The sequence below is a fragment of the Marinomonas ostreistagni genome (assembly GCF_016888445.1).
In the GTDB taxonomy this organism is placed as follows: domain Bacteria; phylum Pseudomonadota; class Gammaproteobacteria; order Pseudomonadales; family Marinomonadaceae; genus Marinomonas; species Marinomonas ostreistagni.
The window spans coordinates 291,828-305,962 of sequence record NZ_JAFEKF010000002.1; the positions used below are offsets into that span (position 1 = coordinate 291,828).

At 51.1% G+C, this 14,135-nt stretch carries 10 protein-coding genes; 5 read left to right on the forward strand and 5 right to left on the reverse strand.

Annotated elements, in window-relative coordinates; all coding sequences use genetic code 11:
- Genes JQX58_RS06845 through JQX58_RS06860 form a run of 4 tightly spaced genes read left to right on the forward strand, consistent with a single transcriptional unit; the run spans window position 1 to window position 3,643 of the window.
- Window positions 1–1,014: a FecCD family ABC transporter permease gene (locus tag JQX58_RS06845; RefSeq protein ID WP_204146088.1), complete on the forward strand. Its 1,014-nt coding sequence runs from the start codon at window positions 1–3 to the stop codon at window positions 1,012–1,014.
- Entirely contained in the window at window positions 1,007–2,035 is a 1,029-nt protein-coding gene (locus JQX58_RS06850; protein WP_204146089.1) for a FecCD family ABC transporter permease, read from the forward strand. The genes JQX58_RS06845 and JQX58_RS06850 overlap by 8 nt, the downstream gene beginning before the upstream one ends.
- A gap of 14 nt (window positions 2,036–2,049) precedes the next feature.
- Complete coding sequence (locus tag JQX58_RS06855) at window positions 2,050–2,865, forward strand: ABC transporter ATP-binding protein (RefSeq protein WP_204146090.1); 816 nt, start codon at window positions 2,050–2,052, stop codon at window positions 2,863–2,865.
- The gene (locus JQX58_RS06860) at window positions 2,858–3,643 is read left to right on the forward strand and encodes an IucA/IucC family C-terminal-domain containing protein (RefSeq protein ID WP_204146091.1); all 786 of its coding nucleotides are present in this window, start codon (window positions 2,858–2,860) and stop codon (window positions 3,641–3,643) included. Before JQX58_RS06855 ends, JQX58_RS06860 begins: the two co-directional genes overlap by 8 nt.
- A 60-nt stretch (window positions 3,644–3,703) precedes the next feature.
- On the opposite strand, the gene JQX58_RS06865 is transcribed toward JQX58_RS06860, so the two are convergent.
- The 5 genes from JQX58_RS06865 to JQX58_RS06885 form a co-directional block, all read right to left on the reverse strand.
- Window positions 3,704–5,812 carry a TonB-dependent receptor gene (locus JQX58_RS06865; protein ID WP_204146092.1) on the reverse strand — a complete coding sequence of 703 codons (2,109 nt, stop codon included), beginning with the start codon at window positions 5,810–5,812 and terminating at the stop codon, window positions 3,704–3,706.
- Window positions 5,813–5,954: 142 nt separating this feature from the next.
- Entirely contained in the window at window positions 5,955–6,485 is a 531-nt protein-coding gene (locus JQX58_RS06870) for a DUF3750 domain-containing protein (RefSeq protein WP_204146093.1), read from the reverse strand.
- 87 nt (window positions 6,486–6,572) lie between these two features.
- Window positions 6,573–8,507 carry a putative bifunctional diguanylate cyclase/phosphodiesterase gene (locus tag JQX58_RS06875; RefSeq protein WP_204146094.1) on the reverse strand — a complete coding sequence of 645 codons (1,935 nt, stop codon included), beginning with the start codon at window positions 8,505–8,507 and terminating at the stop codon, window positions 6,573–6,575.
- A gap of 44 nt (window positions 8,508–8,551) precedes the next feature.
- On the reverse strand, window positions 8,552–11,563 hold the full coding sequence (locus JQX58_RS06880; protein ID WP_204146095.1) for an ATP-binding protein: 3,012 nt from the start codon (window positions 11,561–11,563) through the stop codon (window positions 8,552–8,554).
- A complete protein-coding gene (locus tag JQX58_RS06885; RefSeq protein WP_204146096.1) occupies window positions 11,545–13,374 on the reverse strand; it encodes an EAL domain-containing response regulator in 1,830 nt (609 codons plus the stop codon). Before JQX58_RS06885 ends, JQX58_RS06880 begins: the two co-directional genes overlap by 19 nt.
- 215 nt (window positions 13,375–13,589) lie before the next feature.
- Between JQX58_RS06885 and JQX58_RS06890 the strand changes: the two genes are divergently transcribed.
- Window positions 13,590–14,096, forward strand: a complete 507-nt coding sequence (locus JQX58_RS06890; RefSeq protein WP_204146097.1) for a glycine cleavage system transcriptional repressor — start codon at window positions 13,590–13,592, stop codon at window positions 14,094–14,096.
- Window positions 14,097–14,135: the final 39 nt, after the last annotated feature.

Consider the following 14,135-nt stretch of genomic DNA (forward strand, 5'->3'; position numbering starts at 1 on the left):
ATGCTGATTCCTTATCAAGCACGCTCTCTACGCGTGGGTCTGTTGCTACTGTCAGCAGTGGCGCTGTTAGTCAGCTTTATGGTGAGTGTGGCGTTTGGTCAGTATGCCGTGCCGCTGCAAAGCGTTTGGACCTCTTTTTTTCATTACGATCCTAACTCCATTGATCATGTGGTAGTTCATACCACGCGTTTATCCCGTGCCGTGGTAGCGGTGGCCGTGGGTTCGGCGTTGGCGGTGTCGGGTGTGTTGATGCAAACTCTGACGCGTAATCCGTTGGCTTCTCCCGCGATCTTTGGCGTCAATGCCGGCGCAGTGTTTTTCATTGTGCTGTTCGCGCAGTTCTTTTCGGTCAGTGAGCTGAATGATTATCTGTGGATCGCCTTTTTCGGCGCGGCGCTCGCTGGGGCGCTGGTCTATGGCTTAGGTGCGATGGGCCATGATGGTTTATCGCCAGTACGCATTGTCTTAGCCGGTGCTGCGATCAGTGCCTTATTTGTGGCTTTTACCCAAGGTCTATTGGTGATTGGCCAAGAAGGTTTAGACAGTGTGTTGTTTTGGATCGCAGGCTCAGTGTCGGGGCGCGAATTAGACGTGGTGATGCCCGTGCTACCGTATCTTGGCGGAGCGCTTTTGGCGGCCTTGGTGCTGGCGCCGCATATCAATATTTTGCTGTCCGGTGACGATGTCGCTAAAGGGCTAGGGCAAAATACGCTGCTACTTAAAGTGGCGCTCAGTGTGCTGATTATTGGCCTTGCCGGTGCGTCGGTAGCCTTAGCAGGCAATATCGGTTTTATCGGCTTGGTGATTCCGCATATGGTGCGCGCGTTTGTAGGCAATGATCATAAGTGGCTGATTCCGCTGGCGGCGATCTGGGGCGCGAGCTTGCTGCTTTTGTCCGATGTATTAAGCCGTTTTGTATTGTTGCCCGAGGAAGTGCCGATCGGCGTAGTGACGGCCTTGATCGGCACGCCGTTCTTTATTTACTTGGCACGTAAGGGGCGCAAACATGGCTAAACAGTGGGTCGTGCGTGGGCGCTGGTGCTCGTTTTCAGTACCTGTAGCAAGTTTGTGGATGCTGGCGTTGATCACTGCGGTGACCTTGCTCGTGCTATTAGGGTCGTTGATGTTGGGTGATAGCTTATTGTCGCCGCAAGCGGTTATTGAAGCGTTACTGGCGCCTGCTAGCAGTGAGTATGGTTTTGTCGTCGAAACGTTACGCTTGCCGCGAATCTTGATGGCAGCGATGGTCGGTGCGGCCTTGGCCTTGTCTGGTTTAGTGCTGCAGTCGATGATTCGTAATCCGTTGGCGTCACCGGATATTATCGGTATCACCAGTGGCGCATCAGCGGCGGCGGTGTTGTTTTTATCCTTGTTTGCTGGGCTGGGCATTGTCTGGTTGCCGCTATTTGCTATTGCGGGCGCTTTACTGGCAGCGCTAGCGATTTATGTGTTGGCGTGGCGCGGTGGCGTGACGCCCATGCGTTTGATCTTAGTGGGTATTGGTGTGTCGGCGGCCATGGGCGCAGTGACCACCTTGCTAATTGCAGTGAGTTCTACGGCCACCAGTATTACGGCGTATATTTGGCTGACCGGTAGTGTCTATGGTGCGGATTGGCAAGATGTGCAGGCGCTGGCGCCGTGGTGGTTGCTGACGTTACCGCTGTGTATATTTCTAGCGCGCCGTATCAATGCGCAAGAGCTAGGTGATCAGCTCGCCACAGGCTTAGGAGTGTCGGTACAGCCGCTGCGTTTAACGCTGCTTGGCTTAAGTGTGCTGTTAGCCGCCCCCGCGGTGGCGTATGCCGGTGCGGTGGGTTTTGTTGGCTTGATCGCGCCACATATTGCGCGGCGTTTGGTGACACGTAGCTTTGCTATGTTGCTGCCCGCTACAGCGATGATCGGCGCTTGTTTAGTGATGTTGGCCGATCTGATGGGGCGTACGCTGTTCCAGCCGCTGGACATTCCGGCAGGTGTGTTTGTCTCGGCCATCGGCGCGCCGTTCTTTATTTACCTTCTCTACCGACAACGATTTTAAGTGAGTGACGTGTTATGACGACAACTGAGTCCAGTATGCATCCGCTGACCTGCGAGCAGCTGACCCTTGGCTACGATAAAACCACGATCATTAACGCGCTGGATTTGGCGATCGAGCCGAACCAAATTACGGTGTTGGTGGGGGGCAATGGTTGCGGTAAATCGACTTTGTTAAAGTCTTTGGCGCGCTTGTTAAAGCCGACCTCAGGCGAGATTTTTTTGTACGACCAAAAGCTGCTACAGCAGTCGGGCAAAGAAGTGGCGCGTAAGCTGGCGATCTTGCCGCAAGGGCCGATTGCACCTGAGGGATTAACTGTCGAGCAGTTGGTGCGCCAAGGGCGTTACCCACATCAAAACTGGCTACAAAGCTGGACTGAGCAAGACGAGCAATTGGTGCAAAAGGCGCTACGCGATACCAACATGCAGGATTTTGCTGAGCGTCCGATAGAGGCCTTATCTGGCGGTCAGCGTCAGCGTGCTTGGATTGCCATGGCATTGGCCCAAGATACGGAAATTTTGCTGCTCGATGAGCCGACAACTTATCTAGATTTGACCCATCAGATTGAGATTTTGGATCTGCTGTTTGAGCTCAATCGCACCCAAAACACGACCATTTTAATGGTACTGCATGATCTTAACTTAGCCTGCCGTTACGCTCATCAAATGGTGGCAGTGAAGCAGGGTAAGGTGTTTTGCCAAGGCGCGCCGGAACAGATTTTGGATTTTGATATGGTCAAAAGCGTGTTTGATATGGAGTGCCATATTACGCAAGATCCGCTATTTGGTACGCCCATGTGCATCCCGTTTGGCAAGGGGCGTAAAGTTGGCTAGTGCGACGTTTACGCCAGAAGAATGGCAAGCTCTCGCGGCATATGGTCTAACGCAAGCTGATGCTGAAGGCGAGAGTGGCTTTCGTGTGAATGCCGAGCAGCTTGTGAATGATGAGTCATGCGTAGCGGTGCTTGAGCAGATCAAGCCCGCGTTGGGCGCCCCCAATCTTAAGGTGGCGGCGTCTTTGACTATCAAGCGTTTGGCTTTTTTAGTGCTGGCGCCGACGCTTTATGCGTTATCACGCTTTGACAAAGGCTTGGATGTGTCGCTGGCGCAATGTGAATTTGACTACGCGTTAAAAGACCGTATCTGGCAATCGAAAATGCCGCTAAAACGTATCGATGTGACGCCTTTATGCGGTGATCGTGCTGATTGGCGCATACAAGTGCTGACTCAAGCATTTGCTGAGCATCTTAGCCCCGTGGTTGAAACCATGCATCGTTTGACACGTTCGCCTAAACGTATCCTGTGGGAAAACGTTGCGGTGCGTGTGTTCAGTATTTACGAGCGTCGCGTGCTACCAGGCTTAGAAGGTGAGCAAAAAGCTTTAGCGCAGGCAGATTATGCGTGGCTATTGTCGGACGGGGCGAGTGAAGTATTTGGTTTGGACACTAACCCGATTGCCGAATTTGATAGCGCTTTTACCGAGCTTGAAAGCGCGGCCGAGCCCGTGCGTGTGCGCCGTACGTGTTGTTATTACTATCGTGCCACGGAACCACAAGAGTTTTGTAGCAACTGCCCGTTGCCACTGAGGTTGAAGCGCAACAAGAAAGCTTGAAACAGCCATAAAAAACGCCCGTAAGTCAGACTTGCGGGCGTTTTTTAGTTGGGTGCCAACTTAGAAGTCGACGCCATAGCCGACTGTTAGGGTGCGGCCACGGCCTTTGAAGTAAGAGTTATCGTTGGCGTATGAAGCCTGTGAGTAATAGGTGAAGTAGTCTTCATCAAATACGTTGGCGACCGACACGTTCAAGCGACCCACTGGCAACTGATAGCCCATCGACGCGTCGACTAGTGTGTAGCCATCAAAGTCTAGATTGTCTTCTTCGAAGCTGCGTGAGAACGAGTGGTTAGCTTGCAGCATGGTTGATAGCTTGTTGTTCCAGTTCGCTGTCCACGCTACGCGTAGGCGGTTTGGCGGCAGTTCCGAGCCATTTAGCTTGGTGTCTACTTCACCGTCGCCATCGCGGTCCGATTTGCCGCGGATGTAGGAGTAGCCTGTTTCTAAGCGGTGTTGCTCGTTAAGTGCTAAGCCAAGAGATGCTTCGACACCTTTGATTTCTTTTTTCTCGCGATTAACCGTGTACAAACCATTCACTTCCGATAGACGGCTACCAAGGTCGGAATTACTTTCGTAGTAGCTGATTTCGAAATCAACATTTTGCTGATTTACACGGACACCGGCTTCGTAGTTGTCGGTCACGATCGGAGATAGATTAAGCAGGGTGTTGACGTCTTGATTAGGTGTGTCGATGCCGCGCAAAACACGGCCTACATCTGGCATACCAAAACCTTCTGAGTAGTTGGCAAACAAGCTAACAGACGGCGTTAGTTTGAACACCGCACCGGCGTTGTAGACGGTTTCGTCAAACTCCGGTGAGCCGCCATTTACGGTCACGTTGTCGTTGGCTGCGACGGTTTGATAGGTGTCTACATCTAACTTGGCTTTTTCGTAACGCGCGCCTGCTTGCAGAATCAAGCGGTCAGTGGCTTGCAGTTCAAACTGGGCAAATGGAGCGTAGTTTGTGTAGGTTGTCTCAGGCACGTAAGTACGATCGGTGAGGATCAGCTTTTGGCTGGTAGTGTCTTGAAGTACATCCAGACCTGTGATCACTTTCAAGCGATTATCCAGCAGGCCATCTTTGGTTAGGCTGACTTTGGCACCGATTTTTTCTGACTCATTTTGTGATTGGTCGTAGATGGTTTCCGGTGTATTAGGATCTTGGAAACTGCTGGACGTGCTGGCACCGTAACGACCTTTAAAGTCTTGCAGGAAGGCTTGAGCGTTAAGCTCCATGCCCGCTAAGTCGCTATCTGTGTATGTCAGGTTGGTGGTTTCCACTTCATTGAAATGTGCTTTGCCTTCTGGGCGGCCTTTGGTGGACCCTGTGGCGATGCCATTGGCGCGGTCACCTGTAACCGCACGAAAGTCCATATTACTCTCAAGCTTATAGCGGTTGTGTTGCAGCTCAAGGTTTTGATCATCATTGAACCAGTAGCCGACTTTAGCAAATACATCGTAGCTGTCAGAGCCTTGCATATCGCCACGCAAGGTTTCCGCGCCCACGTAGTCGTCGTTACCATCTAGATACATGCCTTGTGTCTCACGCGTGAGACCTACGAGGTAATCCCAATTACCTTTTGCGCCTTGTGCTTGGTAGCCCAACTTATGCGACAGAGTATCGCTATCCAGCTCGCTGGTCGGGGTTGTGATCGAAGCGTTGATGCTTTGTTTCAGGCTGTCTGAGCGGTTAGATTTGGTGATGAAGTTGATGATGCCACCGGTGGCGCCTAGGCCGTGAATGGCGCTGGCACCGTGAATCACTTCGATACGTTCCACCATGGCAAGATCAATCGTATGCGCTGAGCGGCTGCCTTCACGAATCGGATTGGACTGCGGAACGCCATCAATCATGTACAGCACTGAGCGGCCGCGGAATGTTTGGCTGCTGTTGTTGAGTTTTTGCGTGTTAGGTGAATACGCTGGCAGTAGGCTCGACAATACTTGTGAGCTGTCTGAGCTGATGCTCATCTGCTGTTCAATCTGCTCTCGAGTGATGACGGTTACCACCTGGGAGTTGTTGCCTTGCTCGGTATTAATACGGCTGGATTCGATTTGAATCGGGGCCAACTCTAGGGTTTGGGTGTCGGCTATGGCCGCCGTGGTTACGCTGAGCGCGAAAGGGATGGCCACGAGGCCAAGTGGGGTCGAGAGAGAGTGGCGCATGATGAATTCCTCATCTACTGTAATTTATTGTAAAGATGTAGGTGAGAATAGTAACGGTTATTGTTTGCTGTTGTAAATTGCAACGAGGCGTTGCATGAAATAAAAAGTAATAAATGTCGCTTATGAAACAAAAAAGGCCACGCTAATTAGCGTAGCCCTTGCCGATGGCTGAGAAAGGAAGATCAAGTCCCAGTTCTGGGATTTGTAAGCCAACCCAAGCGGGGAAGGTGTTGCTGTTGGGACCAGGGAAGACGGTGTATTGGTCTTTCCACGGATAGTCGACTACGGCTTGTTCGATCCGAGGAATCAGCTCAGCCGCTTGTGCGCCTTTAAGTGATAGCAGCTTTTCAGGCTTGGCACCGTACCAAAAGCGGTCAGGCGTAGCCGTGTTGTAGGTGTGTAGCGCAGGTTGGCCACGTTCGATGCGCCAGCCGACCACTTCGTGGACTTTGTACTCATCCGCATTGGCTTCTTTAGTGGCGATCCATGTGTGAATCGCAAACCAGCCGCGCCAACTAAACGCGTCGGCACCGTAGACTTCGATCACCGCTTCTTGCTCTTCGCTCGGATTTGGCGCAATGCCCGCGGGCTCGCGGCTGGCGGTGCGCCAGTCAGAGTTAGAGCAAGCGCTGACGAGGGTGGCCAGCGCCGCTAAAGTAAACAGTTTCTTCATGAGGCTCTCCTTAATCTTATTGTCAGTGTGACAAAAAATAGGCACAGAGTGTGCCTATTTATAGAGAGTCCCGAATAGATTCATAATCTAGTTCGGCTTGATAGAAGGTAGGTGCTCAATCAGCTGTTGCTCTTGTACTGGCGGTAAAAACCAATAGCCCTGTAGATAATCGATGCCCATGCTGGTCAGCAATTGGCGCTGCTCGTCGGTTTCTACCCCTTCGGCGATAACCTTGTAGTCAAACGCGGTCGCGATTTGTGAGACGGCTTCGACGATTGCTTTGCCGCCTGTGTCCATTGACCAAACAAAGGAACGGTCGATTTTGACGTAGTCGACGTCAAACTCCTGCATCACCGATAGCGATGAGTAGCCGGTGCCAAAGTCGTCGATTGAGACTTTAATGCCAAGGTCTTTTAAGCGTTTGATATTGTTAATCATGCGTCGCTTGTCGTGCGCAAACAGCGACTCAGTGATTTCAAGGTCAAGCTTGTTGGGCGCAAAGCCAGTGCGTTTTAATACCGCGGCCACTTCGTTTGGAAAGTCATTATCAAGCAGTTGCTGGATCGACACGTTAACACACATGCCCAAATCTTGATGGTGTGCTTGCATGCGTTTGCCGGCTAAGCAGGCTTCGCCCAGCACCCAAATACCGATCGAGCGAATAAAACCATATTGCTCGGCAATGGCAATAAATTCATCCGGCGGAATGCGCTCGTCATCCAGCGTCCAGCGCAGCAGGGCTTCGACGCTGGCGATTTGCCCTGTTGTGGAGTCGACGATCGGTTGGTACACCAAAGAAAGCTCGTGACGGTGCACGGCATTTTCTAGGTGGTCGCGCAGTCGAATTTCACGCATCAGTTGATCACGCAGGGATTCATCAAACACACCAACGCGGCCTTTTTCGGCACGTTTTTGGTTGTACATGGCCATGTCGGCGCGCTGGATCAAACGTTCATGGTCATTACCGTGTTGCGGATAATACGCCACACCGATGGTAGCACCGATAGAGAGTTTAGAGCCGTCGACCACGTACGGTAGCGCAATCAGGTCGATGATCTCTTGGGCGTTGTTGAGTAACGTATCGCTTTGGTTAATGGTCAACAGAAACTCATCCCCGCCCCAGCGACACAGCAAATCTTTATCTTGGGTTACTTGCTTGATGCGTTGTCCGGCCTCTTTAATGACTTGGTCACCGGCTTTGTGGCCGAGCGTATCATTGATGGTTTTAAAGCCGTCTAAGTCAATAAAGAGCACCGCCAGTCGTGTATTAGGCTGGGTGCTGAGGCGATAGCTTAGGTTTTCGGCAAACGCCTTGCGGTTGTAAAGTCCTGTCAGCGGATCGATGTTGGACAGGGAGTAAATCTCTTGGGTGCGCTTGTTGACCTCTTGCTCCATGTGCGACAGCAGGTGGTCATTTTGATGTTTAAGATGAATCGCGCGTGAGGTAAAGCGACCGGCATTATTGGCACCTAAGCCCATCACGATGCAGAAGGCCAAGCTTAATAGACCCAAAATACCGAAGTAGTCCTCATTGGGGGAGATGAGCAACACAATCGCCAACGGCAGGGTGAGGATCACCGAATACACGATTGATAAACGTCGACCCGCAGACAACAGACTCACCGAGCCGCCAGAAAAAGCGGCGATGACAATACAAGTGACGGCGATCTCAGCCCAGCTAGCCTGCCACATAAGCACGGTAAACACGGCATAGGCACTCCATAGGCTGCCAGTGAACAGCGCGCCTGCGGCAAAACGTGCACGTGCGCGGCCGTGGGCAAAGCTGTCTTGATGACGAGCCGAGCTAAAGAAGTAAATGAGATCCATAAAACGCAGTAGGGCCGTCACACAAATAAGGCCCCACCAAGCGTATTTGATGGACTGAATGGCGGCACTGGATGGAAAAGAAAATACCAAAACTGATGCGGCAAACACTGAAATGACGAGTCCCATCCCTGAGTTGCTATACAGTAAATTGACAGCATCTTTTTGCTCCACACGGGAGGTTTTAGTTTGAGTCATATAATACGGTTAGCCTAAATATCGAGTCGCATGCCTGCTGAGTATTAGCGTATAACTTGAAGTGCTCGATCAAAGTCATACTGAGCAATGTTGCTTCTAATTATATCTAATTTCTCGACTGGGTAGTCAGAATCTTGCAGTTTATTGAGTACGATTAAGGCTTCGTCGGCATCGCCAAGCTCACAGGCTTGACATAAACGCTCCAGTAATAGCGTCACCTCGGCATCACTGACAGTGGTAGCGCAAGCCGGTATTGGGCTGGATGGTTCGATACAAGGATTTGCTTGGGGCTTGGCAACCAGCGTCATGAATTGCTGAATCACTTGATACAGTCGGCTCAAGGCGATTGGCTTAGCGATAAACTCAGAAAACCCTTGGGCAAGATAGTAGCGCCGTTCATGATCAAAGCTAGATGCTGTCACCGCTATAATTGGGATGTCGGCAAGGGCGGATTGTGTGCGGATGTGCTGCAACAAGGTGACGCCATCCATTTGTGGCATGCGAATATCGCTAAAAATGATATCGATGGCAACGTCGAGGCAGTTCAATGCCTGAGCACCGTTTTCAGCACAAATCACCGTGAATCCCATACCTTCTAGTAGCCCTTGTAGCATGTCGCGGCTGAGTTCGTCGTCTTCAATGACTAGGGCGTGAGCGCTGCTATTAGAGGGCAATTGCCAGTGCTGTTGCCCTGCTGAGGCGGGTGTCTCACTGGTCAGTGTTAGGGGAATAAATATTTCGATTTGCGTGCCGCGGTTAGGTGTACTGTGCAGTACAAATTCGCCCTCCATGGCTTCGGCGATGCGCCGTGACAGAACTAACCCAAGCCCAGTGCCGCCATTGATGTTACCGCTGGCGCCTTGGCTAAAAGGTTGAAACAGTTGCTCTAGTTCACTGGCAGAGATGCCAGGACCAGTGTCTTCGATGCGCATACGAAGATTAGGTGCTTGGTAGTCTATTTTGACGCTGATGCTGCCTTTTTGCGTAAACTTAACTGCATTATCTAAGGCGTTCAATAAAATCTGTCCAAGCTTAGTGCGGTCGACGCGGCAGTGATCACGGGCGTCTAATAACACCGATTGGTGGAAGGCTAAGCCTTTATCTTGAGCGCGCTGGCTGTGTAGGCTAAGCAGATCCTCGAGCTCGCGCTTAAGAGCAATCTTTTCTGGATTGAGTTGTAGCCGCCCTGCTTCGATCTTCGACAAATCTAAAATGTCGTTGATTAGGTTTAGTAGGCGCTGACCGGCGCTGTAAATGCGTTCGATCTGACGGCTGCTTTGCTCGGTAAACTCATCTTTTTGTTGCAGTAATTGAGCGTAGCCCAAAATAGCGTTTAGAGGTGTACGGATTTCATGGCTCATATTGGCCAAAAAGATGCTCTTACTGGCGTTGGCTTGATCCGCTTGCTGTTTGGCGTTTTCGAGCTCCTGTTGCAGCAGGAAGGTGTCGGTCATGTCGCGTGCGACAGAGAGTACGCCGATCACGTTTTTATCAGCATCGAGGAAAGGCGTGCGAATAATGCTGAAATACGCTTTGCGATGTAAATCGGTATTGAGCCAGGAGGCGATGGTACAAGGGCGCTTATGTTGAACTAAAGTCTGCTCTTGTTGCTGCCAGAGGCCGCGTTGATCCTCGGGTAAACTTTGCGCCATGGTATGACTTTGAAAATAGTGGCGATAGGCCTTATTGGCAATGGTGTCGCGCTGGTCAAAAAACTCCAGTACAACTAAGTCGGGAATGGCATCAAACAGCAACGTTAGTAAGGCTTCTTGTTGCTGTTGTTGCATCTGCGCCTGTTTGCTTAAGGTGATGTTTTCTAGCGTACCGGTCAGGGTAGGCTTTTTATTAAAGCTTTGTATCGCGCCACCTTTGAGCGCTAACCAGCAAGGGGTTTCTGAGTTGAGGCGAAACTCGATATCGATCACCCCTAGCTCACTTTGACGGGCGCTTTTAAAGGCCTCGTAAGTCATGTCGCGATGCTCAGGCGCGATCAGCTCGATAAACTCACCCAAGCTTTTAGGGTGTGTTACACAGGTTGGCACAATGCTGGCGAAGGTGCTGGGCAGCTCTAACTTGGCGGACTGGTACGGTAGCTTCCATTCGGTGGCTTTGATTGCCGCGAGCGCTGTTTCGAAGCGTTGCTTTTGCGCCTTGATCTGACGCCTGCTGAGCCAGGTAAACAGCATTAAGCCTAACAGGACGACAATGACGGCTAAGAGAGCGAGGGTGTAATTCCAGTTGACGGTTTCGCTGGCAAAATAATCGGTGTGTTCAAGATACCAGTTTTCGGCAATTTGATAGCGCTCAGCCGGTGTTAGGGAAGCAATCCAACGATTCATGATTTGCTCAAGTTCAGGCCAATCGTTGCGTACGGCGAAGGCCAGCTCGGCTTCAAAAGGAAGGCGACCGCGAATTGTAAGCGAGGTGGCTGCTAAGCGTGCTCGTTGAAACTGACCTAGAGCATAAGTGGTGATCAGGTATTGGATGTCATCGCCGGCTAAAGCCGCCACACCTTCTTGAAACGAGTTAACAATGACAAATTCGGCATCAGGGTAGTTCTGAAACAGTGCCCAAGTATAGCCATAACCATTGATAATACCGATTTTGCTGCCAGCAATTGTAGAGAGGTTAGTGACTTCGCCGCCGACCTCGTCGGCCAGTAATACCAAACTGTTGCTTAAATAGGGAGCAGTGAAATGATGGCTATTATGAATAGCAATACTGCCCAACACATCGGACATCACATCGACTTGCCCTTGTTGTGCCAGCAGTAGCGTTTCATCCCAAGAGCGAGTCGTCACAAATTCGACTTGTATGCCAGTATCTTGTGTAAAACGCTGCAAAAACGCGGCGACAATCCCGACATAGCGGCCTTGTTCGTCAAATGCTTCAAAGGGCAGCCAGTTAGGATCACCGGCGTAGCGAATGGTGTGGTGCTCTGCTAGCCAGCGTTGTTCGTAGGCGCTTAGTTCGAAGTCGCGGGCGAGGGGGCTGGCGCTACTTAAGAGCGCTATCAAGCTAAGCGCTAAGGCGCAGGTTACTGATCTGACGTGCATGAGCTGATCCGCGTAAGACAGCGTTCTAGATTGGCTTCTGTTAGCGGCTCAGGTTTGTGAAAATGGTAGCCTTGGCCCCACGCGATGCCCATGCTTTTGAAACGCTGGGCAAGGGCTTCATTTTCGACAAACTCCACCACACAAGGTTTATCAAGCTTGGCTGCGACATCTAAAATAGACTGCACCATGGCCAAGCTTGCTTCAGAGTGTTCGACTTCTCTGGCAAACATGCCATCGATCTTGATGTGATCAAACGGAAAATCACGCAGGTAACTAAAGCTTGAATAGCCACTACCAAAATCATCAATGGCGATGCTGCAGCCCAGCTGCTGAATTTGTTCAAGGATGGAGGAGGTCTTGCTAACGTGAATAATTTGCTCGGTTTCAGTGACTTCAAAGCACAGCATCCGGCTAGGGATCTGGAATTGCTCGAGTGTGTCTCGGATGTAGGCGACTAAATGCTGATCACGCAATGTGGTGGCGGATAAGTTCAGTGCCACATAACCAATCTGTCGTTTGATGTTCGGATGCTGTTGTAAAAACTGGCACACTTGGCGGATCATCCAGCGGTCGATATCAGCGATTAGTTGGTAACGCTCGGCGGCAAATAAGAACGTATCAGGAAACAGAATCTTGTCTTGCTCAGGAGCATACAGTCGTACTAACGCTTCTAAGCGCAGCTCGCTTTGCGCGCTATCGAGTGGGCAGATTTGCTGAAAATAGACGCGAAAATGATCGTACTTGAGGGCGTCAATTAAGCGTAGCGCCCAGTTTTGACGGATCGGTTGGCGGCTCGACTCGGTTTGCATGTCGGTAAAGAAGCGTACGACTTGCCCTCCGCTGCGTTTTGCATCGTACATGGCTTCGTCGGCCATCATCAGCACTTGGTCAAACGAGGTGATGGATTCATCGATCTCAACCACCGCGATGGTAGCGCCCACGTCAAACTGGCGTTCGTCCCAGGTAAAGGTAAAGTGCTCGAATTCGCGATGCAGTTGCTCGGCAATGGTACGAATGGTGGCCAGCTCGGGCGAAGGGTAAACCAGTGCAAAACTGTCGCCACTTAGGCGCGCCACAAAGGCCGCACGCCCCGCCACCAAGCTGATCAGCTCGGCGGCTTCACTCAGTAGCTCATCACCGGCGATCAAGCCACAGCTTTCATTGACGACTCGAAAACGGGCTAGATCAATAGAGAAATAGTAAGCCGAGGTGAAACTGTCGCTGGATTGGCTGATGAGTTCCACCACATAGGATTCAAGCGCGGTACGGTTATGGGTGCGGCTGACAAAATCGTGATCGGCCAAATACTTGAGGCGATCTTGCATGTAGCGGCGTTCGTTGATTTCTTCGCGCAATTGCTTGTTGACTGCCACTAGCTCGGCGGTGCGCAGTCGCACGCGTTCTTCTAAGTCATTATTTAGATTACGTAGCTGTTGCAGTAACGCATGGCGCTCTTGGTGGTGCTGTACGCGCGCCACGACTTCGTCGGCGTTTATAGGCTTGGTAATGTAATCATTGCCGCCAGCAGCGAAACCTTGGCTGATGTCGTCGGTGCGGCCAGTGACAAAAATAATCGGAATGTCTTTAAAACGCGGATCTTGACGTAGTAGTCGGCATAAATCAAAACCGCTCATGCCGGGCATCATGACGTCCAGCAGAATAAGATCGGGAATCAGTTGCTCGAGGATGACGAGGGCGCGCTCAGCGGAGGTCGCGACCGACATTTTACACTGCAGTGGGGCAATAACATTGCGCAACACATCAATGTTGTCAGGTACATCGTCAACGATGAGTACGGTGAATACCTTCATTCTTATCCCTGTTTGCTTAACCTAAAAATTAGAATCGTTTATTTCTCGAGCAATGTCCAGCCTCGTAATAGGGATTCACAAATTGTTCTTTTGCGGCTGAGATTCAGAACGGTTTGTGAGGGCATAAAACTTATTTCAACTAGCCGCTGACAGGTTGCTTAAGACAGGTTTATACTGAAAATATCATTTGCAGTAACATTCTTAAGGAAGGCCTTATGACACAACATCTCGTATTAACCGTCATCGGTGATGATCGCCTAGGATTGGTAGAAGCCGTGTCGAATGTGGTTGCCGAGCATCAAGGCAACTGGGGCGAAAGCCGTATGGCGCACTTGGCAGATAAATTTGCCGGGATTGTCACGGTAGCCGTGCCTAAAGAAAACGAAGAGGCCTTGATCAGCGCCTTGAATAATTTGTCTGGAATGGGCTTAAAAGTCTCCGTCGAGCGTGCTCAGGCGCGTCGCCATGAAGGTGAGACCTTGGTGCTATCAGTAATGGGCAATGATCGTACGGGCATTGTGCGCCAAGTGTCCCAAGTGCTGAACCAGCTCGGTGCCAGTGTGCTGGATTTGAGCAGCTTCTGTGAGCCCGCACCGATGAGCTCCGAAATGTTATTTAACGCTGAGATTGAGATTGCTTTGCCACAGGGCACAAGTCTTGAAACGCTTGAGCGTGCCATCGAATCCATCAGCAGCGACTTAGTGGTCGAAGTGGTGGAATAACTCACTGGGCATGGGCATCATTATGGGAAATATTGTGAT

What these genes read in the sequence shown, in the direction of transcription:
- JQX58_RS06845 (WP_204146088.1), top strand. Translation starts at nt 1, where the DNA reads ATGCTGATTCCTTATCAAGCACGCTCTCTACGCGTGGGTCTGTTGCTA.
- JQX58_RS06850 (WP_204146089.1), top strand. Translation starts at nt 1,007, where the DNA reads ATGGCTAAACAGTGGGTCGTGCGTGGGCGCTGGTGCTCGTTTTCAGTA.
- JQX58_RS06855 (WP_204146090.1), top strand. Translation starts at nt 2,050, where the DNA reads ATGACGACAACTGAGTCCAGTATGCATCCGCTGACCTGCGAGCAGCTG.
- JQX58_RS06865 (WP_204146092.1), bottom strand. Translation starts at nt 5,812, where the DNA reads ATGCGCCACTCTCTCTCGACCCCACTTGGCCTCGTGGCCATCCCTTTC.
- JQX58_RS06870 (WP_204146093.1), bottom strand. Translation starts at nt 6,485, where the DNA reads ATGAAGAAACTGTTTACTTTAGCGGCGCTGGCCACCCTCGTCAGCGCT.
- JQX58_RS06875 (WP_204146094.1), bottom strand. Translation starts at nt 8,507, where the DNA reads ATGACTCAAACTAAAACCTCCCGTGTGGAGCAAAAAGATGCTGTCAAT.
- JQX58_RS06880 (WP_204146095.1), bottom strand. Translation starts at nt 11,563, where the DNA reads ATGCACGTCAGATCAGTAACCTGCGCCTTAGCGCTTAGCTTGATAGCG.
- JQX58_RS06885 (WP_204146096.1), bottom strand. Translation starts at nt 13,374, where the DNA reads ATGAAGGTATTCACCGTACTCATCGTTGACGATGTACCTGACAACATT.
- JQX58_RS06890 (WP_204146097.1), top strand. Translation starts at nt 13,590, where the DNA reads ATGACACAACATCTCGTATTAACCGTCATCGGTGATGATCGCCTAGGA.